The organism is Enterobacter sp. BNK-14, from assembly GCF_047456095.1.
Taxonomy (GTDB): Bacteria; Pseudomonadota; Gammaproteobacteria; order Enterobacterales; family Enterobacteriaceae; genus Enterobacter; species Enterobacter kobei.
Map to the genome: position 1 here is coordinate 1,185,981 of NZ_CP179897.1, position 24,354 is coordinate 1,210,334.

Genomic DNA, 24,354 nt, shown 5'->3' on the forward strand with positions numbered 1-24,354 from the left:
ATTTATCCCCGTATATCTGCAATAAATTGACTCAGCACGTTCTCTTTCTCGAGCGTGCGTTCGGCATATTCACGTGCCACCGTGTTCACTTTTGGCATGGCAAGTGCCTGTTCAATGCCGAAGACCAGTGCCGGGACCGATTCCGGTTCGACGCACACGGCAATCCCCGGATAGCTGTCACACAGCTGGCCTAATTCAGTTTCGGCTTCTGCCGTGATCACCGCGTTGCCGCCCACCGCCAGAATGTTTGTCAGCTTGGAAGGCAATACCGCATCCGCCGCGCCACGTTTTTGTACCACCAGATGGCAGTCGCCCATCTTCAGCAGCGCAGGTAACGCCTCGTAAGACTGAAGCGGGAAGAATTTCACGTTGCTCAGGCCGCGTTCGCTGACCATCTTTTCCAGCCGCGCTTTCCCGCCGCCCTGCCCGACAATCACAAACATCCACGGATGCTCGTTAAGCTGCTGAGCCGCTTCAATCACGCTTTCCAGCCCTTGCTTTTCGCCGATGTTGCCTGAGTAAAGAATGATTTTTTGGTCTTCAGGCAAACCGAGTTGGGCGCGTAGCGTCTGAGCGTCCTGCTCCGTCACGTCGCGAAAACGCGCCACTTCGGACCAGTTCGGGAAGAAGATCACCTTCCGGGCAGGTACGCCCTTCTCTTGCGCCTTGTTCATCATCGAGCGTGAGATGGTCGAAACGTAATCCACGTTATGCAGACCGCTACGCTCAAAGGCGCTGGCGAGCTTCGCCACTTTTCCACCCTTGCCTTTGCCTGCCATCCCCAGGCCCAGCATGGCGTCCACTTCATAATCCTGTATGTGCAGCAGGGTGCGTGCGCCGGAGAGTTTGCCCAGCAGGCGCATACCCGGCGTGCAAAACAGCGTCGGCACCACACCAATGATGCGATCCGGCTTCCAGCGACGCTGCGCCATCAGCGGGAAAAAACTGCTCAGGGCAAAGCTGCCGAGATGCAGTAGCCGTTTCAGCGTCGAGGGCTGCTTAGGTACATAAAGCGGGCAGCGCCAGACGGTTGCCGCCCCCTCTTCACGACGGTAGCGCCAGCTTGAGTAGCGCTCACCGACTTTCCATTCCGGGTAGTACGGCGGCGCGGTAATGACCCGCACGTCATGTCCCTGGCTCGCCATCCACTCGACCATCTCGCCGGTATATTTTCCGATACCGGTTAATTCCGGCGAGTAGTTGATTCCGTATACGAGGATTTTCATATGCCTGGCACCTCGGCCTGACGATCCGCCAGGAAATACGCCCGACTGTTGTCATGGACGTTCTCGCTTGCCAGAAGCGGCTCCGGCGCCAGCCAGCGGTAGTCGTCATGCTGAGCATCAGGCAGACGCAGGTCTGCCTGAGTCACCTTCAGGCGGAACCCCAGCACGATGTAGTGCGTGGTGAACCCGGTGCCTGAAAAGTTATCGTCATAGAAGTGCTGCCAGACCCCGTAAAACTGGCCCGCCGCCATCGGCAGCTGGAGGCCCAGTTCCGCCAGAGTGAGACGCTCAAACGCATCATGAAGCGTCTCATCCTTCTGCACGCGCCCGCCGGGCACGAACCAGAAGCCCTGTGCAGGACGGTTGGTTCGTTTCCCCAGCAAGAACTCGCCGCGTTCGTTCTCCACGATCAAATCAATCGAGATGAGCGGAGTGGAACGCACCACCGTGGCAAAATCTTCCTGACTTAAAAACATCGTTACCCCCGGAAGCGGTGCTGGTTTTCCAGGAACCACTGGTAGGTGCTGGCCAGCCCCTGCTCCAGTGATACCTCGTGATACCAGCCCAGCTGATGCAGACGGGTCACGTCCAGCAGTTTGCGCGGCGTGCCGTCCGGTTTCGTCGCGTCAAACACCACGCGGCCTTTGTAGCCCACCACCTGCGCGATGGTTTGCGCCAGCTCGCGAATGGTGCAGTCCACGCCGGTTCCCACGTTGATGTGCGACAGCATCGGCTCGGTGTTCTCCTGCCACACTTCGCGATCCAGCTCCATCACGTGAATGCTGGCGGCAGCCATGTCGTCCACGTGCAGGAATTCGCGCATCGGCGTGCCGCTGCCCCACACCACCACATCCGGTGCGTTCTCGGCGGTCGCCTCGTGGAAGCGACGCAGCAGCGCCGGGATCACGTGCGAGTTGCTCGGGTGGAAGTTGTCGTGCGGTCCGTACAGGTTGGTCGGCATCACCGAGCGATAGTCGCGGTTGTACTGACGGTTGTAAGATTCGCAGAGCTTAATCCCGGCAATCTTGGCAATCGCGTAAGGCTCGTTGGTTGCCTCCAGCGTGCCCTGCAGCAGTTCGCTTTCCGCGATCGGCTGTTTTGCCATTTTCGGGTAGATGCAGGATGAACCGAGGAACAGCAGCTTATTCACGTTGTGCAGGTGCGCCGCGTGAATGATGTTGCTCTCAATCATCATGTTCTCGTAGATGAAATCCGCCGGGTAAGTGTTGTTGGCGACAATGCCGCCCACTTTCGCCGCCGCCAGATACACCTGGTCAATGTGTTCGTTAGCAAAGAAGTCCTGCACCGCACGGCTATCGAGCAGGTTCAGCTCGTCGCGCGTGCGGACAACCACTTCTACGTCACCGCGCTGTTCCAGCTGTCGAACAATCGCGGAACCCACCATTCCGCGATGACCGGCGACAAAAATACGTTGTTTTGTCATTCTCAGGACTCCAGCGCGATGGCAACCTCGTAGCCATGAGACTTGAGCAGGGAGTGTTTTTTCGCTGCTTCAAGATCTTTGGCGACCATCTCGGAAACCATCTCCTGCAGAGTGATTTCTGGTTTCCAGCCCAGTTTCTCGTGCGCTTTGGTTGGGTCACCCAGCAGTGTTTCCACTTCAGCAGGACGGAAGTAACGTGGGTCAACCTGAACAATGACGTCGCCTGGTTTCACGCCTGGCGCATCATGGCCGGTTACGGAAACAACGATACCTTTCTCTTCCACGCCGGTACCTTCGAAGCGCAGCTTGATGCCCAGCTGTGCAGCGGCCATCTCAACGAACTGACGTACGGAGTATTGAACGCCGGTTGCGATCACGAAGTCTTCTGGCTGTTCCTGCTGCAGCATCATCCACTGCATTTTCACGTAGTCTTTCGCATGGCCCCAGTCACGCAGGGAGTCCATGTTGCCGAGGTGCAGGCACGATTCCAGACCCTGGGCGATGTTCGCGATAGCGCGGGTGATTTTACGGGTAACGAACGTTTCACCGCGACGTGGGGATTCGTGGTTGAACAGAATACCGTTACAGGCATACATACCGTAGGATTCACGGTAGTTCACGGTGATCCAGTAGGCGTACAGTTTTGCGACCGCATACGGAGAACGTGGGTAGAACGGCGTGGTCTCTTTCTGTGGGATTTCCTGCACCAGACCGTACAGCTCAGAGGTAGAGGCCTGATAGAAACGGGTTTTCTTCTCCAGACCCAGGAAGCGAATCGCTTCCAGCAGACGCAGAGTACCCATGGCGTCAACGTCAGCGGTGTATTCCGGGGATTCGAAGGAGACCGCCACGTGGCTCATCGCGCCCAGGTTGTACACTTCATCCGGCTGCACTTCCTGCAGGATACGGGTCAGGTTGGAGGTATCGGTCAGGTCGCCGTAGTGCAGGTGGAATTTCGGATTTGCCGCGTGAGGATCCTGATAAATATGATCGACACGTTCGGTGTTGAACGAAGAGGCACGACGTTTAATACCGTGTACTTCATACCCTTTTTCCAGCAGGAACTCTGCCAGATAAGAACCATCCTGCCCGGTAACGCCGGTGATGAGAGCGACTTTAGACATGTTTATATTCCTCTACTTATGAATTTAATCAGTTTCAACGCGTTCGCGTATCACCACTGCGGGGTTGCCACGGCAAACTTTATTTGCCGGTAGCGATTTAAAAACGCTGCTGCGGGCACCCACTACCGTGCCATCGCCAACAGAAACACCTGGTGCAACAAAAACATCCGTTGCCAGCCAGCATTTTTCACCAATCACAATAGGCGAAGCGGTAATATCAAAATGCTGACTCATAAAATCGTGGCTGCCGGTGCACAAATAACACTTCTGTGACACCACCGAATTTGCGCCAATCGTAATTTCGCCAAGGGTATATAACACCGCGTCATCCCCTACCCAGGCGTAATCCCCAAGCGTTAATTTCCAGGGGTAGGTAATTTTTACCGAAGGTCGAATGACTACGTTTTTTCCGATTTTTGCGCCAAACAGACGCAATAAGAATGCTCGCCAGCGGTACAATATTTGTGGTGACCAGGCAAATAACGTTGCCTGAACGGCCCACCACAGCTGCACTTTAATACCGTTGCCGCCCCGAAAGCCTTTCGGCACGGAGAAACCCTTCAAATCCTGCATTGCGTTTCCTTATATTCAGGCTTTGTTATATAAGGTTTTCGTTTTACCTGTCGTCCGCAGGCGCAATAAATAAGACAATTCCGCCCAGAACCCCGGCACGCGTAATATTTTGCGCTGCACGTTTTTGGCATCCTGGCACAATTCCAGATTATTCGATGTTGACACGCCACCCATTGAGAATTCAGAGACCAGCCCTTTAATTCGGCGGAACGGATAGCCTGATTTATACAGGCTGGCGGCCAGGGCATAATCCGATGACACTTTATACTGCAAATCGTATGGCTGTTTTTTCAGACCGTTTACCGGGAAGAAAATGGCCTGATGGCTGGCGGGCAAACTGTGGTAGATATACCAGCCTGGCTTTGCGCTGCGGCACACTTTATGCCCATCACCAAAATCAAGCAGTGCATCGCCAATATACATGGCCTCCTCTTTCTGACGCGCCAGCTGACGGGCAAACAGCGCCACGTCATCATGGAAAACATCGCCAGAATTGAGGAAGATGGCATAACGACCCTGGGCCATGTTAATGCCCTTGTTCATCGCATCGTAAATGCCTTTATCTTTCTCGCTGATGTAACGTAAGTTGAACTCACCGTTGAGTTTTTCCAGAAACTCCGCCGTGCCATCGTTCGAGCCGCCGTCGACCACAATCCACTCAAAAGTGAGGCTTGGATCGCGCGCCAGGTTGCGCAGCGAGCGCCAGGTTTTTACCACCCCTTCGTAATTACGAAAAGCGACAGTAATGACGCTAAGAAACATAAATCACCTCATTTCGTCATACGTTCGTAATATTAAGCGCTTTGCGCAAAATAAACGGACAGACAATCAAGAAAGCATATTCCGGGCTAAATATTGACCCGGTAAAAAACAGCGACACCGGTGTAAACAGATAAAGTTGCACGCGAAAGTTCTGGTTATCACCAAACGCGTTAATCATCATTTTGAAAACTTTAAACAGATACCACAGCGTCAACAGTACGGCGAACCACGAAAAATAAATAATTAACAGATACAGACCATTGTCTATGGTTTTACCGACATCCGCACCGTTAAAGATTCCGAATGATGCAACATATTCGTAAAGTGAGCCGAATCTTACTACACCATCAATATGGGTTAAGGAATAACCCACCATCACCAGCGGACCAATGATGCGATAATAGGACGATGAGCCTTCTGTTCCCAAATCTCCCAGACGTTCTGAGATGTACGGGAACGCAAATATCACGCCGACCAAAAATACCGTCAGGGAGATAATCGCCAGCGGCAGTTTTTTCTTAATCGCATCTTTGTTCAGGTACTGGAACGCCCACTCCAGCAGGTAAAACAGGATAAATGTCATTACCCCTGAGAACGATCCAGACAGAACAATTCCTGCAAGAATCATAGCATCGGTCTTAGGTGTTTTGATACCAAACTGTTTGATGCTGAGCCAAATTGAGATTAACGCCAGAGCGAAGAACGCCGGTTCAAAATAGAGCGCCGTGGTACGCTTTCCGCCAAACTTAATGAAGTTCAATACATAGCTGTTGCTGTAAATGAGATATTTCGAAATTATCTCCATCAGGCTGCTGCCACCGGTGAGAATGATTTGCGCCATTTCCAGTGCAGCAAGCATAACAATTAACGCAACGGCAATATAAAAGAACCTGAGGATTTTCCGATAATTGTGCGGAGAAATCGTTTTAAACCGAATACTCCAGACCATACCGATAATAATGACAATATAGACAAACAGCATGGTGGAGGTGACGTATTTACTGGCATCCAGTGACTGACCAAAGATGTAGTTAAACAGCGTCAGGCCCGTGCCCAACCCCAGGGCAATCATCAGCTTCTTCAGGTTGATTTTATCGACATACAGCAGAAGCAGAACGGGCAAGAAGGTGACGATGGTTATCGGGAAGCTTTCGCCAAGCTGGGCAATTTTGACGTTGACCAGCAGGTAGATCAGCGGCAGCAGCAGATAACTACAGACTCTGATAGAACGAGACATACTCCTCCAGCATCTGTTGTCCACTGTAGGCCTTGCGGCTGCGGTTGCGGAACGATTCCAGGTCAGTGCCAAAAACAGTCTCAGCGATCTGCGCCTTCGGCATCTGCACCAGCGGCAGCACTTCCCCTTCCGAGAACGTTTTACCGCCCGACTTTTCCAGCACTTCACGCGCGGCATCGCTGTGGGTGGCAATCACCGGCACGCCGATGGAAAGCGCTTCGCAGAGGATCAGCGGGTAGTTATCCACGCGGGAGCTGAACACCAGCGCATCCATGCCGTTCAGCGCGCTCATCAGTTTGCGCTTGTCGGTTTCAAACCCGTGGTTCACGACGTTTGCCCCTTCGAACGGGGAAAACTTGCCGAAGGTATGCAGTTCAATCTTGTCACCGAGCGCCATCATGTCGCGCACCAGCTGCTGGTTGGTTTTGCCGTCGTAACGCAGGTCATGCGCAACGATGGCGATTTTCGGTTTACCCGCGGTGTCCGCCACCGGCGTCAGCTCCGCCAGAATGGCTTCCGTCGCCACGTCGATACCGTTGTTGATAATCTGGCAGCGCCCTGCCCCGTAAAGGCTGTTGAAGGCATCGGCCACGTGCTGGCTCGGGGAGATAAACGTGCAGCCGAGCGAGAGCATGTCGCGGAACAGTTTGCGCTTGCCGGTTACCAGTTGGTGAGCACGATCCACTTTCACCGGCGGGTAGTTGCTTAACGTCGGGCATTTCTGGCAGTTATCTTTCCAGCCTTCGCAGCCATCGGTAAAGGCGCAGCGTCCGGTCACGCTCCAGTGATCGTGCAGCGTCCAGACGAAGCGTGTATCAGGCTTGTGCGCCTGCACCTTCTGACAAAACGCCACCACCTCTTCCAGATTCAGCCAGTAGCTGTGCAGGACGTGGAAATGCAGCACAACCGGGCCCGTGGTTCGGGTCACAGTGCGATAAAGATTATTCAGGTTGCCAAACAGATCGCGGTTAAACAGGCGGAACAAGGCAATGTTGGCCATCGAGGTCAGACGCGGCGTGTGCTTTTGCACCTGCGGGAAGTTATCGTGACTGACGCTTTTCTTGCCGCCTTTGCCGTAGCCATAAATAAAACGAGACTGAAGTCCTTTTTGCAGTGCGCGCTGGTGCAGATCCAGGGCCACGCCTGCCGCTCCGCCTTCAGCGAGGCGGACGTTAAATTGCAGAATGTTCATTTAATCACCTTCACGCGGGCCTTTTCTCCCACCACCAGCGCGTTGTCCGGAATGCTGTCCAGCACCACGCTGCCCGCACCAATCGTCACGTTGTTACCGATGGTAATGTCACCAATGATCACCACGTTCGCGCCCAGCTCGACGTTATTGCCGATAACCGGGCAGGCCAGGCTGTCTGGCCCTCGGTTGCCAATGGTGACCGCATGACGAATGGTGAAATCATCCCCGGCGACCACGAACTTATTGATCACCACCGCATAGCCGTGGTGAATGGTAAAGCGGCGGCCAATGGTGGCAGCGGCCTGAATTTCATAACCAAAAAAGCATTCAGTAATAATGCGGTACAGCACCAGAACCGGCGCTGCCCAGAGGTTGTTCAGCACGTTTTTCTTGCGCCACACCGAACAAAAATGCGCGATACGGTACGCCAGGACCATGCAGCATGGGCGCAGGCTCCAGCTGTTTGCGCGGCAATCTTCAAGAAACATTATTTCCCCCGAAGTCCATCAGCCAGACGTTTGCCGTTACGGACGGACAGCAGCGTCAGCAGCGTGCGCCAGTTCATGCGCTTATTGCGGATCTGATAGAGGGTAAAGAGCTGATACTTCCGGCTGGCACGGTCGAACTTGTCCTTATGCTTGCGGTAAAAATGGAAGTAGCCCGAGAACTTCTTCGGCGAGGAGGTAATTTGCATCTCCCCGTGATTGATGTGCAGGATCTGCGTGGCCTCTTCCACTTTCCACGGTTCGCCATACTCAACCACCATCCGCAAGAAGATGTCGTAATCCTGCGCGGCTTTCAGTTCGGTATCGAACAGGCACTCCTTAAAGCGCCATGCCCAGGTGAAAACCTGATTGCCGATAATGTTGCGCTTGTAGAACAGGCGGCGAGAATAGGGTGATTTCGGGTACAGCGGCAGGCTGGCAGGCTGCGAATAAACTTCACCCTGACAGACATAGTCGTTGGCATACAGGAACGCATGCGTCACCAGCTGTGCTTTATGTGAAAGGAAGACAGACAGTCGGTTCGGGGTCCATTCGTCATCGTCGTCGATGCCGGTCAGATACTGCCCTTTGGCCTGCATAATCGCCTGGTTACGCACCGCGCATGCCCCGGAGTTAATCGGGTTATGGGTGTACATCACGCGCGGGTCATTGAGATCGGTGACAAATTTTTGCAGCTGTTCATACGAAGAAGAACAGTCATCCACGATGATCAGTTCCCAGTTGTCATAATCCTGACGTAACACCGACTTGATTGCGCGGATCGCCAGCTGCTGACGATTCCATGTCGGCATATAGATAGAAATCAAAGGGCGTTGTGTGGTCATTTCTTTCTCCTACCCCTCACCCCGGCCCTCTCCCCTGAGGGGGATAGGGTGAAAGCGGCACCGAACAGTCCCCTCTCCCCTCAGGGGAGAGGGTTAGGGTGAGGGGTGTAAGGGTATGTTTTGGCTGTTATTTACTGTCAGACTTATATTCGTACTCGTAATAACCGTAATCCTGATACCCGGTCGCGCGGCGGAAGATGGAGTTCAGGATCACCCCTTTCACCTCAATCCCGTTCTGCTCGAAGCGGCTCAGGCTGGTTTCCACTTCTTTCAGGGTGTTCACCGCGTAACGTGCCACCATCAGGGTGGTACCCGCATGGCGACCTACCACGGCGGCATCGGTCACGGCCAGAATCGGCGGCGTATCGATCAGCACCAGGTCATAGTGTTTGCTCGCCCACTCAATCAGCTGGGTGAAGCGTTCGCTCATCAGCAGTTCCGACGGGTTAGGCGGTATCTGACCACGTGGGATCAGATCGAATCTCGGAATCGAGGTCGGCTTGGCGCTCTGGCTAATCTCCCCCTGCCCCAGCAGGATTTCCGACAGACCGTTAACGTTATTGGTGCCCAGCAGCTCGTGGGTATAACCCTTGCGCATATCGCAGTCGATCAGCAGCACGCGTTTGTTGGTCTGGCTGACGACGGCCGCCAGGTTGGCGCAGACAAAGGTCTTACCGATTGACGGACTGACACCGGTTAACATCAGGACGTTGTTTTTGGCCTGCATCATGGCGAAGTGCAGGCTGGTACGCAGGCTACGTATCGCTTCAATCGCCAGGTCCGTCGGGTTACCCACGGCCAGCAACTGGCTCTGTTTGTATCGCTTAACGCCTTTAATGGTTTTGACGCTGTCACGGGATTTTTGCCACTCGGAAAGCGGGATACTGGCATAGACGTTGATACCACTCTCTTCCAGCGCCTGCGGGCTTTCGATTCCGCGGTTGAACAGCGAGCGCAGCAGCACACCGACAATGGAGAGCATCAGGCCGAGAATAATGCTGCCGAGAACGATCAGCGCTTTCTTCGGCTTCAGCACGCCCGGCTGGGTAATCGCCGGGTCGACGATGCGCACATCACCCACGGTACTGGCTTCGGTGATTTTCAGCTCCTGCTGTTTGTTCAGCAGCTGCATGTACACCTGCTGACCAGATTCCACGTCGCGGGTCAGACGCACAATTTCCTGCTGCGTTTTCGGCATCGCGGTTACGCGGTCGTTCAGCTTCGCCTTCTCTTCTTCCAGCGTGCGACGTTTTTCCAGCAGCGTCCGGTAGGCCGGGTGGCGTTTGGTGTACAGCTTGGAAATCTCCGCCTCTTTGAAGGTCAGCTCGTTGAGCTGGGCGTCGATGTTAACCATTGAATCAAGAACAGACTTCGCCTCCAGCGGCAGGTCGACAGAGTCTTTATCCTGACGGTAAGCGTTCAGTTTATTCTCGGCATCATCCAGACGGGCCCGCACTTCCGGGAGCTGTTTAGCAAGGAAAGCCAGGCTTTTCGCCGCTTCCGCCGACTTACGCTCAACGTTCTGCTCAAGATAGTTGCGGGTGATGCTGTTCAGGATGTCGCGGATTTGATCTTTATCTTCACCGGTAAAGGTCATGCTCAGCACGCCGGTGTCCTTACCGTTTTCAGTCACGGTGAGGTTGTTTTGCAGATTGTTGATCATTCCCAGCGTGGAGAATTTGGTCACGGTGAACTCGCCGCCCTCCTGGGCATGAATGGCGCTCACCATCATGCTGACGCCATCTTTCGTCAGCATCTGGCCCACTTCGCCGCGCGCGCTGAATCCCGCATCGCTGGTCAACTGGTACTGTGTCGGACCCAGCACCGTCAGGGTAAAGGTTTGATCGCCCGCCCCTTTCGGCAGCACAAAGTCAGTCACCTTTACCGTATCGTTGCTTCGTCCCATCAGGCGATCCCAGCCGGCACCAAAGATCGGGAAGGTATTTTTGGTGACGGAGATATCGAGACCGAGGTCGTGAACCGTTTTCCCCAGTACCAGACGTGACTGAATCAGCTGAATTTCAGCGTCGGATGCCGGTGGTTTGTTCGCCAGCGCAGAGCCAATATCCTGCACCAGCGAGTTGCCGGTATTTTGCTCAATCTGCACCAGCGCGTCGGCGCTGTAGATAGGCGTGGCGAACAGCGTGTAGACGACGGCTGCCGCGGCAAACACAGCGGTAATGCCAAGCACCCACCACTTTGCCTCGATAACCGTGCCGACCAGGCGACCAATATCAATTTCATCACTGCCCGAAGTCGGGGCGGCAGAAGGTCTTGTTTTTTCTGTCATTGTTATCCCTGCTGAGCTTTCAGTGCCTGCGCCCACTGTTGGGCAGACTGGTCAAGTAAGGTGTAAACCGCCTCGAAGGCCTCATGGCTTTTGCGATACGGATCGGGGATTTCGCGTTCATTGTCCCAGTGACCAAACAGCATCACCTTGCCGCGCATCTCCGGTGCGATATCGCATAGCGCATGAATATGGCGTTTTTCCATTGCCAGGATCAGGTCATATTCCCGGCACATGCGGCCGGTGACCTGGCGGGCAATATGCCCGTCAAGGGAGAGGTTATGATCGCGGGCCACGCTCGTTGCGCGCTCATCGGCCGCTTTACCGACCAGCGCGCCAAGGCCTGCGGACTCGACGGTCAGTTCAGGCTGGTAGTGTTTCAACAACCGCTCTGCCGTCGGGGAACGGCAAATGTTCCCCACGCATACCACCAGAATTTTGTTAAACATCGCGGATTACCAGGTATGAATGTCGCGCGCCGTATCCGTCATGTAGCGAACGCCACTGATGGTTGGCAGCAACTGGTTGATCAGACGGTTCCAGCGGGCAACCGGCGCGGTAGTGACATACACCACATCGTATGGCTGGAGGCGGAACGACGTTGCCATCACCAGCGAGGTGGCGTCGGACATATCGAGCTGGTAAATGTTGGCAATCTTGCCTTTGTTGCTGGCGTCGTCCTTAAGTGGGCGAATCACGAAGATGCCGCTGGCGTTGGAGGAGGTCAGATCGATGCCTTCCGCATTGCCCAGCGCTTCGGTCAGCGTCATGCCGCTGAAGTCCATTTTGAGGGTGCTCTGTTTCTTCACTTCACCCATCACGAAGACTTTCAGATCGTCATTACGCGGTACGTAGAGAATATCGCCCGGATAGAGCAGGCGGTTCTGGGTCAGATCGCCGTTTTGCATCAGCGCCTGCAGTGAGATGCGCTGCTCTTTGCCGTTGTGGGTCAGGACCACGTTGCGCCAGTCGGCACCGTCGGTTAACCCGCCTGCGGCGTTAATGGCATCCAGAACGGTTAACGGTACGTTGGTGATGGCCTGCTGGCCGGATTTATTGACCTGGCCGGAAATGTAGGCTTTTTGCGAGCGGAATGCGGCAATATTAACGTCCACCTGCGGATCGGCGATGTACTGCGCTAAGCGGCCGGTAATATCACTCCGGATCTCGGCAAGGGTTTTCCCGGCAACATGGACTTTACCAATGTAGGGGTAGAACATCGTGCCATCTGACTGTACCCAGTTCCCGGTGTCGCTTGAGCTACGATACTGGCCCGCTGGCGTGGTCAGTTCGGGGTGATCCCAGACGGTCACGTTGATCACGTCACCCGGCCCCACGCGATACTGATAAGCGGCGATTTCCTGGTCCAGAGACATATTCGGCTGAGCAACATTCGGACGTGGGCGTAATTGTTCGACCAGACGTGGCGTAAGTGGATAAACATTCACCATTTTGTCGAGATCAAAATCGGCATCCTGTTGCTTGATCACATCCTTACCCATTGTTGACATATTGCTGCCGGGAAAGACCGTGCAACCACTCATCAAGGTCACAGACACCAATAATGGCATCAATTTCATTTTGGATTTCATCATTGATTATTTATCACTTTGGCAGAGTAATTATCCTGTGCAATTTAAATAAGCTTGGGTCGTATTGGGTTTCAGCATGCAGTTAATCAAATAGAAATATAACTGGCATCAGTCCTAAAAAAAGCTTATTCATCCATTGGCTATTGACAGAATAACCGAGGCTGATTCACACGCTTTCAGGCACGCTACCGCCCTTGGCTTTCAGTTACCAATCCACTGACTAAACAATGTGTTATGGATAGACACCCTCTTGAGCAAGGCCTTCTGGAAATATATCAGCCGGGTGAGACACCCAACGGATAATGAATAACCATCCCGGAAGACCAAAACAAAAATAGCAACAACAAGATTTAACATTTGATGCTGGGAGAATTGTTGCAGCTAACCTAATAGCAGGCAAGGAGACAACTGTCCTAATATCTGTTTTTAAGATTAATATTAAGAGCAAAGTTTTGACCTTTTAGGATTTTCTTTATATTGACAAGGCGGGAGTAAAAACCATTATCTGCGATATATCCTAAAATGTTCTCTTTATAATTAAATATACGTATTTTGCTTATTTACACCCCGATGAGTTTGCTCTCTTTTAAGCGTTTCGTATTAAGAGAAATCTCAGCCCGGCATTGCAATTTTCCCCGGCTTTATCCATGATCGAAGTGTGACAATCGTCATATAACAGAAGGTATTGCTATTACTATGGAATGGATTGCCGATCCATCAATCTGGGCCGGGCTGGTGACGCTGGTCGTCATCGAATTAGTGCTCGGGATTGATAATCTGGTCTTTATTGCCATCCTCGCTGAAAAACTGCCCCCTTCCCAGCGCGATCGCGCGCGCGTAACGGGCCTGCTGCTGGCGATGGTGATGCGTTTACTGTTGCTGGCCTCTATCTCCTGGATGGTCACACTCACGCAACCGCTGTTTTCCGTTCACGGCCTCAGCTTTAGCGCCCGCGATCTGATCATGCTCTTCGGCGGGTTGTTCCTGCTGTTCAAAGCCACGGTAGAGCTCAATGAACGGCTCGAAGGTAAAGACAGCGAGAACCCGACCCAGCGACGTGGCGCGAGATTCTGGCCGGTGGTAGCGCAAATCGTGGTGCTGGATGCCGTCTTCTCCCTGGATTCGGTGATCACCGCCGTCGGGATGGTGGACCATCTGGCCGTTATGATGGCAGCGGTGATTATCGCCATCACGCTGATGGTGATGGCGAGCAAGGCACTCACCCGCTTTGTGAACAGCCACCCGACCATCGTGATCCTCTGCCTGAGCTTCCTGCTGATGATTGGCTTTAGTCTGGTGGCCGACGGTTTTGGCTTCCACATTCCGAAAGGCTATTTGTACGCCGCCATTGGTTTCTCCGTCATGATTGAAGCGCTTAACCAGCTGGCGATATTTAACCGCCGCCGCTTCCTTTCCGCTAATCAGACCCTGCGTCAGCGCACGGCCGACACCGTTATGCGCCTGCTGAGCGGTAAAAAAGAGGATGCAGAGCTGGACGCCGAATCTGCTGCCATGCTGGCCGATCACAGCGACGGGCAGATCTTTAACCCGCAGGAGCGCCTGATGATTGAGCGAGTGCTTAACCTTAATGAGCGCACGGTCAGCAGCATCATGACTTCCCGGCATGACATTGAGCATATCGATCTGACGGCACCCGAAGAGCACATCCGCGCCCTGCTGGATAAAAACCAGCACACGCGCGTGGTGGTGACCGGCGGTGAAGAGGAAGAAGAATTACTGGGCGTCGTGCACGTTATCGACCTGCTCCAGCAGCAGCTGCACGGGGAGGCGCTCAATCTGCGCGCCCTGGTACGCCAGCCCCTGGTCTTCCCGGAAGGATTGCAATTGCTCTCTGCCCTTGAGCAATTCCGAAATGCGCGAACGCACTTTGCCTTTGTGGTGGATGAGTTTGGTTCGGTTGAAGGGCTGGTCACGCTCAGCGACGTGATGGAAACCATTGCCGGCAATTTGCCAAACGAAGTGGATGAGATTGATGCCCGCCATGATATTCAGAAAAACGCCGACGGCTCGTGGACGGCCAACGGCCATATGCCGCTGGAAGACCTGGTGCAGTATGTGCCGCTGCCGCTGGATGAAAAGCGGGAGTACCACACCATTGCGGGCCTGCTGATGGAATACTTACAGCGTATCCCGCAGCCAGGTGAAGAGGTTCAGGTAGGTGACTATCGGCTTAAAACGCTGCAGATTGAAAACCATCGCGTGCAGAAAGTGCAGCTCATTCCACTGCGGGATGAGGAAGAACTGGATTTTGAGGTGTAAAAAAGCCGGGTGGCGCTGCGCTTACCCGGCCTACGACGTCAGGCTTTTGTAGGCCGGGTAAGGCGAAGCCGTCACCCGGCAAAACCAGCATCAAAGCTTATCCAGCAGTTTCTTCACATCCTTGCCGTTCTGGGAATCTTTATTACGATCTGCCCAGCTATTAAGCCGACGTTTCGCTTCATCCTGCAGATGCTTACGCAGGATCTGATCCACCTGAAGGCTGTAATTCAGCGCCTGCCATTTACCATAGACGCTAAGCGGCACTGGCGTCTCTTTCAGGAAATCAATCAGCTTACTTTCGCCCTGCCAGCCGGAAAGTACCCGGACGTTAAAGCGCGTGTCCGCCGTCTCTTTGACCAGATCCAGCGAGCCTTCTCCGGTCAACGACAGCATAGAAGAGGTTCCCTGCATAGCTGCCAGCGTCAGTTGCCCGTTATCCAGCGTCAGATCCGTGGAGAAACTGTCGAGGCGCGTGACGCTATCGTAGTTGTCCTGCGCTTTGACGTCACTGCTGCGCTCCACTGCCTGCTGTACCAGTTGCTGGAAGTTAAGACCTTCCATACGGGAGTCTTTCAGGTCCACGTGCGCCTCGCCCTGCCATTCACGGCGGAAAGCTTCGGCATCAATTTTTGTGCCTGAGAAATCCCCCGCCAGCGTCAACTGCCCTGTCAGGGATATCGGATAGTTAAAGGCTTTGAGGATGGTACCAATCTCAACGTTGTCGAGACGCGGCTGGAATTGCGCGCGGGTTTCGTCCTTACGCACGTCCAGCGTGCCAGGCAGTGAAAGATGCCCTGCCCCCATTTTGCCGCTCAGCTCGGAGATCACCAGCAACCCGTTGTGGTTAAACATCTGGCCGCTCACGTCGGTGAAGTCCATACCGCGCCAGCGCAGGCTGTTGGCTTTCAACAGGATATCGGCCGTGAATCCGCGCAGGGCGTTATAGTCAGGTTGATCAAGATTCGACGAGATAACCGGACGCGACACCGGCGGCTGGCTTTGTCCTGTCTGCACAGCATCGCTGTCCGTTGTGCCAGCCGGTAGCGGCGGTAGGATGTTTTCCAGGTTGAGCTTGTCAAACTGCAGGTTCAGCACCCATTTCGGCTTCTCTTCGAGCGTGACGCTCGCCTGCCCCTTCAGGCTGCTGTCATTGGCCTGCAGGTTGAGGTTATCCAGCTCCAGCTGTTTTTGTTCTTCGCGCCAGACGGCCTGCATCGTCCCCTGTCCGGTGATCCCCTGGGTCGGAAGATCTGCGCCCGTGAGCTGCCAGTTGAGCTGCTGAATATCGGCCGTCAGCTGATGGGGATAATCTGACGCATTGACCCTGGCATTTAGCGAGAGGGTCAGATCGCGCTGGTCGCGATTCATTCGCCCGCTGAATTCCAGCGACGCAAGATGGTGCGCATCCTGTTCCATCTGCAGATTAATATTGCGAACCGTAACCTGCTCTTGATCCTCATGCTGGAATACCAGCACGCTATCGGCAACTTTCAGTTTGGCAATATCAAAGGACCAGCCCGTATCGGACGGCTCATCCGGTAAGGTATTCTCACGCGGTGCAACCGGCGCATTCGCGTTGCGCACGGCTTCAGTCTGCTGGGTAAGCTGAATGACCGCCCCTTTGAGCATCACCTGGTTTACCTGCAACTGGTGAGAAATGAGGGGGATGAGCGCCACATCGAGACGCATGTTGTCCGCAGACACGATCGGCTGGGCAGCGCCCGGTGCCGTTAACGACATGCGGCCAGAGAGAATGCTGAGCTGCGGCCAGACGTGCCAGCGTAGCGGTCCGTCGAGCTTCAGTTGGTAACCACTGCGCGCCTCGACCTGCCGCACCATGTAAGCGCGGAAATCGTTAGGGTTAACCAGCAGAACCAACGCCGAAAGGCCAGCAACCAGCACGACCAGCAAAATCATCAGCGTTGTCAGAACTCTTCTCATGGCATCCTCAATGGACTAACGATCAGTCTTTATCAATACGGCTGGCAACCGCACCCTGCTGGTCGCGGTATTTTGCGTCCTGCCGGCGGTTATAAGGCCTGTCTGCCGGGCCGGTTAGCGGCTCAAAGCTTAACGCACCAATCATCATGCCGGGACGCAGCGCCAGCGGCAGTTTGCCGGCATTGAAGAACTCCAGCACGATACGGCCCGACCAGCCGGGATCGATACGGTGCGCGGTCACGTGCACCATCAGCCCCAGACGGGCCAGAGAAGAACGGCCATCCAGCCAGCCGACGAGGTCAGCAGGCAGGGTCACGGATTCGAACGTCACCGCCAGCGCCAGTTCACCTGGATGCAAATAAAAAGCGTCACCTTCGTCAATGACGATTTCGTCACTCATCACGCGATCGAGCGCGGCGCTGACTTCATCCTTCGGCCCGCTGAGGTCGATGAACGGTGCAGTATGGCCACTAAAGGTGCGGAATTTATTCCCCAACCGTACATCAACGGTCACCCCATTGATACGCTCTACAGGAGGACGTGGGGTAATAGACAAACGGCCTTCATCCAGCCAGGCTTCAATATCGCGATCACAAAGACGCATGGCACTTTCTCCTTTCATGCATCGACCCCTGAGACCTTAACATCTCAGGGTAAAACCAGGTTATCTCTGAACGGTACACAATTCGCGCGGCTTATTCAAAAAACTGGCTGATTTTCGCTTTTAAGATATCAATGGCAATGCGGTTTTTGCCTCCGCGCGGCACGATGATATCGGCGTATTGTTTGGAGGGCTCAATAAACTGCAGGAACATCGGACGGACCGTTTTCTGGTATTGCGCCATGACGGAATCCATCGAACGGCCGCGCTCGTTAACGTCTCGCTTGATGCGGCGCATCAGGCAAATATCCAGCGGGGTATCGACGAAAATCGAAAAGTTCATCGATTCACGCAGGCGAGCATCGGTCAGGAGCAGGATACCTTCAAGGATAATCACCTTTTTCGGCTCGATGCGGATCGTCTCCTGGGTGCGGGTGTGTTCTACGTAACTGTAAACGGGCAGCTCAATTGCCTGGCCGCTTTTTAGGGCTTCTAAATGCTGGAACAGTAAACTGTGATCCATTGCATTCGGATGGTCATAGTTGGTTTTTACGCGCTCTTCCATCGACAGATGGGATTGATCTTTGTAATAGCTGTCTTCGGGAATGACGCCGATGTGCTCATCACCTACTTGTTCACGCAGTTCGCGATAAAGCGTACTGGCAATTAGACTTTTACCTGAAGCCGATGCGCCGGCGATGCCTATAATGACGCACTGATGAGACTTATCAGTCATAAATTTAGCGACCTGATTAACCTGGATGTTAAGGAAGGACGACGCCGGAGCGTCAAACGCGGCAATTATAGGGATTTCGCGGGCGTGATACCAGTCGAAAGCGCAGGTAATGCGAGACAGCCTGTAAAGTTGCGAATTGTTCCCTGAGTGAAATTTTAATGCGCGTTTTTTCAGCGTTTCACAGCGATTTTTTAACCTGTAACTATTTAATAAGTCTATGATGTCAAATTATGAGCAGTCGCCATATGAATTGTAAATTGTTTGTACTAGCATAAACCAAATTATCAAATTCACTCGTACGGACTTCTCTCCTGACGGCACGGCGTCTCTGGATAAAGCGGTAATGAATAAACAATACCAGCGGGTTTTGGTTACCACCCCACATCCTTTATTACGACTTGTCTGTCTGGGCCTGGTCACCTTTATCTTTACCTTATTTTCGCTGGAGCTTACCCGCTTCGGCACCCTGCTGGCGCCGCTCTGGTTCCCCACCGCCATCATGATGGTGGCGTTTTACCGCCACGCGGGAAAAATGTGGCCGGGCATTGCCCTGGCCTGTTCGTTCGGCAATATTCTGGCCTCGTGGATGTTGTTCTCGTGGGGGGCGATTAACCTCACCTACACCGCCATAAATGTGATTGAGGCCGTCGTCGGTGCATTACTACTGCGCAAACTGCTCCCGTGGTATAACCCGCTGCAAAATTTAAGTGACTGGATCCGTCTGGCGATGGGCAGCGCGCTGGTGCCGCCGCTGGTGGGCGGTATTCTGGTGATTTTTCTGGTTCCCGGTCCTGAGCCACTGCGCGATTTCATTGTCTGGGTGTTATCTGAATCCATTGGCGCGCTGGCACTGGTGCCGCTGGGATTACTGTTTAAACCCCACTACCTGCTGCGCCACCGTGATCCGCGACTGCTGCTGGAAACGCTGCTCACAATGGCCGTGACGTTGGCCCTGAGTTGGGCAGCCATCACCTGGCTTCCATGGCCATTTACCTGCGTGATCGTCCTGCTTATGTGGAGCGCCGTGCGCTTACCGCGAATGGAAGCGTTCCTGGTGTTTCTGGTCACCGTGATGGTCGTGTCCCTGATGATTGCCCATAACCCTGAGGCGCTGACCACCCAACACGAAGGGCCGATGATCAACGCGCCCTGGCTGCCGTTCCTGATGCTGCTTCTCCCGGCGAACGTGATGACCATGGTGATGTATGCCTTCCGTGCCGAACGCAAACACATCACTGAAAGCGAAGCGCGTTTTCGTAATGCGATGGAGTATTCCGCCATCGGGATGGCGTTAGTCAGCATTGAGGGGCAGTGGCTACAGGCCAACAAAGCGCTGTGCAATTTCCTCGGTTACAGCCAGTCCGAACTACAGTCACTGACCTTCCAGCAGCTCACCTGGCCGGAAGATTTGCACACCGACCTCGAACAGCTGGAGCAGCTGGTCAACGGCGACATCAACACCTATACCCTTGAAAAGCGCTATTACACGCGCAACGGTGAAGTGGTCTGGGCGCTGCTTGCCGTCTCCGTTGTGCGCCATACCGACGGCTCGCCGCTCTATTTTATCGCCCAGATTGAAGACATTAACGACCTGAAGCAGACCGAGTGGGTCAACAAACGCCTGATGGAGCGCATTACGCTGGCCAACGAAGCGGGCGGCATCGGCATCTGGGAGTGGGATCTGGAGCCTGACATCATCAGCTGGGATAAGCGGATGTTCGAACTGTATGAAATCCCACCGCACATCAAGCCCACCTGGCAGCTCTGGCACGACACGATGCTGCCGGAAGACCGCGCCCATGCAGAACAGGTGCTGCGGGATTCACTGATCTCACGTCTGCCGTTTAAGCTGGAATTCCGTATCCGCGTGAAGGAAGGCGTGCGCCATATTCGCTCCCTGGCAAACCGGGTGTTGAATAAAGAGGGTGAAGTCGAGCGTTTGCTTGGCATCAACATGGACATGACCGAGGTTAAGCAGCTTAACGAGGCGCTGTTCCAGGAAAAAGAGCGTCTGCATATCACGCTCGACTCCATCGGCGAAGCCGTGCTCTGTACCGATATCGACATGAACGTCACCTTTATGAACCCGGTCGCCGAGAAGATGAGCGGCTGGCTACAAACCGAGGCTATCGGCCAGCCGGTTCTCAAGGTATTACACATCACGTTTGGGGAGCGAGGGCCGCTGATGGAGAACATCCACAGCGGGGATATGTCACGCTCAGATATCGACCAGGACGTGGTGCTGAACTGCCGCACGGGTGGAGCGTTTGACATCCATTACAGCATTACGCCACTCAGCACGCTGGATGGACAAAGTATCGGCTCGGTTATCGTTATTCAGGATGTCACCGAGTCGCGCAAAATGCTGCGTCAGCTGAGTTACAGCGCGTCGCACGATGCCCTGACCCACCTGGCAAACCGGGTCAGCTTTGAAAACCACCTCAAACGACTCCTGCAAACGGTTCGTGAGACGCGGCAGCGTCATGCGCTGGTCTTTATCGATCTGGACCGCTTCAAAGCCGTCAATGATACCGCAGGCCATGCGGCGGGCGATGCCCTGCTGCGGGAACTCTCTTCCATGATGTTAACCATGCTGCGCTCCAGCGATGTGCTGGCGCGTCTGGGGGGTGATGAGTTTGGGCTGTTGCTGCCGGACTGCAATATTGAGAGCGCACGCTATATCACCGGTCGTCTGGTCCATAGCATCAACGACTATCACTTTATGTGGGAAGGCCGCCTGCATCGAATTGGCGCCAGCGCCGGGATCACGCTGATCGATGAACATAACCACCTGGCGTCAGAAGTGATGTCACAGGCGGATATTGCCTGTTATGCCTCGAAAAATAGCGGGCGCGGCATCGTGACGGTTTACGAACCGCAGCAGGAGCGGGATCACAGCACGCGCAGCATGATGTCGCTGGACGAACAATGGCACATGATCAAAGACAATCACCTGATGATGATAGCCCGTAGCGTCGCCTCCCCTCGCATACCGGAGAGCTGTAATTTCTGGCTGATTTCGCTGCGCCTGTGGACCAGCCAGGGCGAAGTCCTGGAGGAACACGCCTTCCGTTCTGGCCTGGCAGAGCCGGAACTGCTGCACGCCCTCGACAGACGCATCTTTAGCGACTTCTTCCGGACATCTGCCGCCAGGATCGCCAGTAAAGGCATGGGGATCGCATTGCCGCTTTCGGCAGCCGGTTTAGCCAGCGTGACGCTGGTCGACGAACTTCTCGATCTTCTTGATAAAAGCCCAATGCCGGGCCGTCTGCTGCATCTGGTGATCCCTGCCGGCGTGGTGTGTGATTCGGATGAGAATCTGCAGCGGGGTTTACAAAAGCTTCGCCAGGCGGGCTGCCGCGTGATCCTCAGCCAGATAGGCCGCGACATGGACATTTTCACCCACCTGAGTCCGAACATGGCCGATTACCTGATGCTGGATGCCGAAGTCGTGAGCAACGTCTATGGCAACCTGATGGATGAGATGATGGTGACCATCGTTCAGGGCCATGCCCAGCGTCTGGGGATGAGAACCATCGCAGGCCCCTGCAACCAGCCCATCATGATGGATACGCTTTCCGGCATTGGCATTGATTTTATCTATGGTGACACCATCGCCGAGCCGCAGCCGCTGGATCTACTGCTCAACACCAGTTATTTCGCCATCAACTGACGGCGCCCAGCCGTCGGTATACCAGATGTGCAGCAGCGCGTAGGAACGCCACGGCTGCCAGCGCTCGGCATAGCGACGAATTTGCGCAGGCGTCATCCCGGCGAAACGTTGCTTAATCAGATAATCATCCGGAAGAAACACATCTTTTGCCTGCCAGCCGCGAAGGGCGAGGTAATTTGCCGTCCAGCGGCCAATACCCGGCCGTTGTTGTAACGCCTTCATGCCTGCCTCAACGTCCTCAGGCGGCGTGAGCGGAAACGTCCCGTCGACGACCGACTGTGCCAGATGAATCAGCGATTCCGCGCGTTTGACCGGCATCCCGAGCGCTTTGAGCCCCAGCGGGTCGGCAGCCGCCAGGGCTTGTGGGGAGGGAAAGCAGACATAGCCCGGCGCATCCTTGACCGGCTCGCCGCACAGGGCGACAACGCGTGAAGCCAGTTTCGCCGCCATCGCCACGCTGACCAGTTGACCCAGAATGGCGCGCACGCCCTGTTCGTAGGCATCCATCGCCCCGGGCAAACGCAGGCCTGGCCGCGCGGCGCCGAGATCGCCCAAAGTCCGGTGGACGTCCTGCGGATCGCAGGCAAGATCGAACAGACGCCCGATACGCTCAAGGCAAAGTCCGGCCACCGGCGTTAACCCCGGGCTGAGCGTGACCTGTAGCGTATGGGTTTGCGTGTCCGGCGTAACGCGGAAGATCCCCTGATGCCCTTCACAGGCAAAACTGCGCTCGTAATAGCTTTCCGTGACCGTCTCAACCCCCGCCACCACACGGGCGCCAAGAAAGCCAAACATCCATTGCCAGTCGTAAGGGGGGTGCCAGGTCAGGGTATACATTGTCGCTCCTTTTTTGTTCCCCTCAGGATAAACTGAAAAAGCGTGTTACGCCTTGCTTTCATATTCCTGTTGTCGCCGGACAGGCATTCCGCTAAAGTCTCGCCCCTTCTCACTGGCATGGGGATTTATTGTGTTTATCGGATTCGACTACGGTACGGCAAACTGCTCGGTTGCAATTATGCAAAACGGGCAACCACAGCTCCTGAAAATGGAAAAAGAGAGCACGCTGCTGCCGTCAATGCTCTGCGCGCCGACGCGTGAAGCGGTGAGCGAGTGGCTGTTCCGCCATCATCAGGTTCCGGCGACTGCGGCAGAAACCCAGGCGCTGCTGCGCCGGGCAGTGAGCTTTAACCGCGAGGAAGATATCGACGTTACGCCTTCCAGCGTGCAGTTCGGCCTCTCTTCACTCGGGCATTACATTGAAGACCCGGAAGAGGTCTACTTTGTTAAATCGCCAAAATCTTTCCTCGGGGCCAGCGGCCTCAAGCCGCAGCAGGTGGCGGTGTTTGAAGACCTGGTATGCGCCATGATGCTCCATATCCGTCATCAGGCGCAGACGCAGGTCCCCGAGACGATTACCCAGGCCGTGATTGGCCGCCCGATCAACTTCCAGGGGCTGGGCGGCGATGAGGCCAACCAGCAGGCGCAGGGGATCCTTGAGCGCGCGGCGCACCGGGCAGGCTTTCGCGACGTGGTGTTCCAGTATGAGCCGGTTGCGGCGGGGCTGGACTTTGAGGCCACGTTGACGGAAGAAAAACGGGTGCTGGTCGTGGATATCGGCGGGGGTACAACGGACTGCTCGCTGCTGCTGATGGGGCCGCAGTGGCATCACCGCCGCGACCGTGAAAATAGCCTGCTGGGGCACAGCGGCTGCCGCGTGGGCGGTAACGATCTGGATATCGCCCTGGCATTCAAGAGCCTGATGCCGCTGCTCGGCATGGGCGGGCAAACGGAAAAAGGCATCGCCCTGCCGATCCTGCCGTGGTGGAACGCGATTGCCATCAACGACGTCCCGGCGCAGAGTGATTTTTACAGTACCGCCAACGGCCGCTTCCTGAATGACCTGATGCGTGACGCGCAGGACGCCGATAAAGTCGCCCTGCTGTATAAAGTGTGGCGTCAGCGCCTGAGCTACCGCGTGGTACGCACCGCCGAAGAGAGCAAAATTGCCCTTTCAAACCGCGCTGAACATGCGGTGTCCTTGCCATTTATCAGCGACGATCTGGCCACGGCGATTTCACAGGAGGGGCTAGAGACCGCGCTCGCGCAGCCGCTACAGCGCATACTGGAACAGGTGCAACTCGCGCTGGAGAACGGCAAAGAGAAGCCGGACGTCATCTACCTCACCGGCGGAAGCGCCCGTTCACCGCTGATCAAAAAAGCGCTGGCGGAACAGTTGCCGGGTATTCCGGTTGCCGGTGGCGATGACTTTGGCTCCGTTACCGCGGGGCTGGCGCGCTGGGCGCAGGTGATGTTTAGCTAGTGCCGCTGTGCCGGGTGGCGGCTTCGCCTTACCCGG

General features: G+C 55.0%; 20 protein-coding genes. 3 read left to right on the plus strand and 17 right to left on the minus strand.

Annotated features, from left to right (window positions below):
- Positions 1–2 precede the first annotated feature (2 nt).
- From wcaI to ACMGGM_RS05865, 13 genes are all read right to left on the minus strand, one after another.
- The gene (wcaI, locus tag ACMGGM_RS05805) at positions 3–1,226 is read right to left on the minus strand and encodes a colanic acid biosynthesis fucosyltransferase WcaI (protein WP_063943689.1); all 1,224 of its coding nucleotides are present in this window, start codon (positions 1,224–1,226) and stop codon (positions 3–5) included.
- A complete protein-coding gene (locus tag ACMGGM_RS05810) occupies positions 1,223–1,702 on the minus strand; it encodes a GDP-mannose mannosyl hydrolase (protein WP_014884500.1) in 480 nt (159 codons plus the stop codon). Before ACMGGM_RS05810 ends, wcaI begins: the two co-directional genes overlap by 4 nt.
- Before the next feature lie 2 nt (positions 1,703–1,704).
- On the minus strand, positions 1,705–2,670 hold the full coding sequence (gene fcl, locus ACMGGM_RS05815; protein ID WP_014884501.1) for a GDP-L-fucose synthase: 966 nt from the start codon (positions 2,668–2,670) through the stop codon (positions 1,705–1,707).
- A 2-nt stretch (positions 2,671–2,672) separates the two neighbouring features.
- Positions 2,673–3,794: a GDP-mannose 4,6-dehydratase gene (gmd, locus tag ACMGGM_RS05820; protein ID WP_014884502.1), complete on the minus strand. Its 1,122-nt coding sequence runs from the start codon at positions 3,792–3,794 to the stop codon at positions 2,673–2,675.
- A 24-nt stretch (positions 3,795–3,818) separates the two neighbouring features.
- Entirely contained in the window at positions 3,819–4,367 is a 549-nt protein-coding gene (gene wcaF / locus ACMGGM_RS05825) for a colanic acid biosynthesis acetyltransferase WcaF (RefSeq protein WP_023330881.1), read from the minus strand.
- A gap of 15 nt (positions 4,368–4,382) precedes the next feature.
- On the minus strand, positions 4,383–5,129 hold the full coding sequence (gene wcaE, locus ACMGGM_RS05830; protein ID WP_023330882.1) for a colanic acid biosynthesis glycosyltransferase WcaE: 747 nt from the start codon (positions 5,127–5,129) through the stop codon (positions 4,383–4,385).
- Positions 5,130–5,145: 16 nt separating this feature from the next.
- A complete protein-coding gene (gene wcaD / locus ACMGGM_RS05835; RefSeq protein WP_063614383.1) occupies positions 5,146–6,366 on the minus strand; it encodes a colanic acid polymerase WcaD in 1,221 nt (406 codons plus the stop codon).
- Positions 6,341–7,558 (minus strand): colanic acid biosynthesis glycosyltransferase WcaC, encoded by a 1,218-nt coding sequence (gene wcaC, locus ACMGGM_RS05840; protein WP_063614384.1) that lies wholly within the window; start codon positions 7,556–7,558, stop codon positions 6,341–6,343. The genes wcaD and wcaC overlap by 26 nt, the downstream gene beginning before the upstream one ends.
- Positions 7,555–8,046 (minus strand): colanic acid biosynthesis acetyltransferase WcaB, encoded by a 492-nt coding sequence (gene wcaB / locus ACMGGM_RS05845; protein WP_014170825.1) that lies wholly within the window; start codon positions 8,044–8,046, stop codon positions 7,555–7,557. Before wcaB ends, wcaC begins: the two co-directional genes overlap by 4 nt.
- Positions 8,046–8,888 carry a colanic acid biosynthesis glycosyltransferase WcaA gene (wcaA, locus tag ACMGGM_RS05850; protein ID WP_014884507.1) on the minus strand — a complete coding sequence of 281 codons (843 nt, stop codon included), beginning with the start codon at positions 8,886–8,888 and terminating at the stop codon, positions 8,046–8,048. Before wcaA ends, wcaB begins: the two co-directional genes overlap by 1 nt.
- Before the next feature lie 127 nt (positions 8,889–9,015).
- Positions 9,016–11,178: a tyrosine-protein kinase Wzc gene (wzc, locus tag ACMGGM_RS05855; protein ID WP_063614385.1), complete on the minus strand. Its 2,163-nt coding sequence runs from the start codon at positions 11,176–11,178 to the stop codon at positions 9,016–9,018.
- Positions 11,179–11,180: 2 nt separating this feature from the next.
- Positions 11,181–11,624 (minus strand): low molecular weight protein-tyrosine-phosphatase Wzb, encoded by a 444-nt coding sequence (wzb, locus tag ACMGGM_RS05860; protein WP_014884509.1) that lies wholly within the window; start codon positions 11,622–11,624, stop codon positions 11,181–11,183.
- 6 nt (positions 11,625–11,630) lie between these two features.
- Complete coding sequence (locus ACMGGM_RS05865) at positions 11,631–12,770, minus strand: polysaccharide export protein (RefSeq protein WP_014884510.1); 1,140 nt, start codon at positions 12,768–12,770, stop codon at positions 11,631–11,633.
- Positions 12,771–13,463: 693 nt separating this feature from the next.
- Between ACMGGM_RS05865 and ACMGGM_RS05870 the strand changes: the two genes are divergently transcribed.
- Positions 13,464–15,047: a TerC family protein gene (locus ACMGGM_RS05870; RefSeq protein ID WP_023330884.1), complete on the plus strand. Its 1,584-nt coding sequence runs from the start codon at positions 13,464–13,466 to the stop codon at positions 15,045–15,047.
- A gap of 90 nt (positions 15,048–15,137) precedes the next feature.
- Here ACMGGM_RS05870 and asmA read toward each other — a convergent pair whose 3' ends face one another.
- The 3 genes from asmA to udk form a co-directional block, all read right to left on the minus strand.
- Positions 15,138–16,988 carry an outer membrane assembly protein AsmA gene (gene asmA / locus ACMGGM_RS05875; RefSeq protein WP_045281001.1) on the minus strand — a complete coding sequence of 617 codons (1,851 nt, stop codon included), beginning with the start codon at positions 16,986–16,988 and terminating at the stop codon, positions 15,138–15,140.
- A 22-nt stretch (positions 16,989–17,010) separates the two neighbouring features.
- A complete protein-coding gene (gene dcd / locus ACMGGM_RS05880) occupies positions 17,011–17,592 on the minus strand; it encodes a dCTP deaminase (protein ID WP_014884513.1) in 582 nt (193 codons plus the stop codon).
- Between the two features lie 91 nt (positions 17,593–17,683).
- Complete coding sequence (gene udk / locus ACMGGM_RS05885; RefSeq protein ID WP_008500855.1) at positions 17,684–18,325, minus strand: uridine kinase; 642 nt, start codon at positions 18,323–18,325, stop codon at positions 17,684–17,686.
- 343 nt (positions 18,326–18,668) lie between these two features.
- On the opposite strand from udk, the gene ACMGGM_RS05890 reads away from it, so the two are divergent.
- Positions 18,669–21,998: a diguanylate cyclase gene (locus ACMGGM_RS05890; protein ID WP_014884514.1), complete on the plus strand. Its 3,330-nt coding sequence runs from the start codon at positions 18,669–18,671 to the stop codon at positions 21,996–21,998.
- On the opposite strand, the gene alkA is transcribed toward ACMGGM_RS05890, so the two are convergent.
- Positions 21,963–22,835 (minus strand): DNA-3-methyladenine glycosylase 2, encoded by an 873-nt coding sequence (alkA, locus tag ACMGGM_RS05895; protein ID WP_063943691.1) that lies wholly within the window; start codon positions 22,833–22,835, stop codon positions 21,963–21,965. The two genes, ACMGGM_RS05890 and alkA, sit on opposite strands and share 36 nt — an antisense overlap.
- A 130-nt stretch (positions 22,836–22,965) precedes the next feature.
- Here alkA and yegD point away from each other — a divergent pair, with 130 nt between their 5' ends.
- Complete coding sequence (yegD, locus tag ACMGGM_RS05900) at positions 22,966–24,318, plus strand: molecular chaperone (protein WP_023330888.1); 1,353 nt, start codon at positions 22,966–22,968, stop codon at positions 24,316–24,318.
- Positions 24,319–24,354 lie beyond the last annotated feature (36 nt).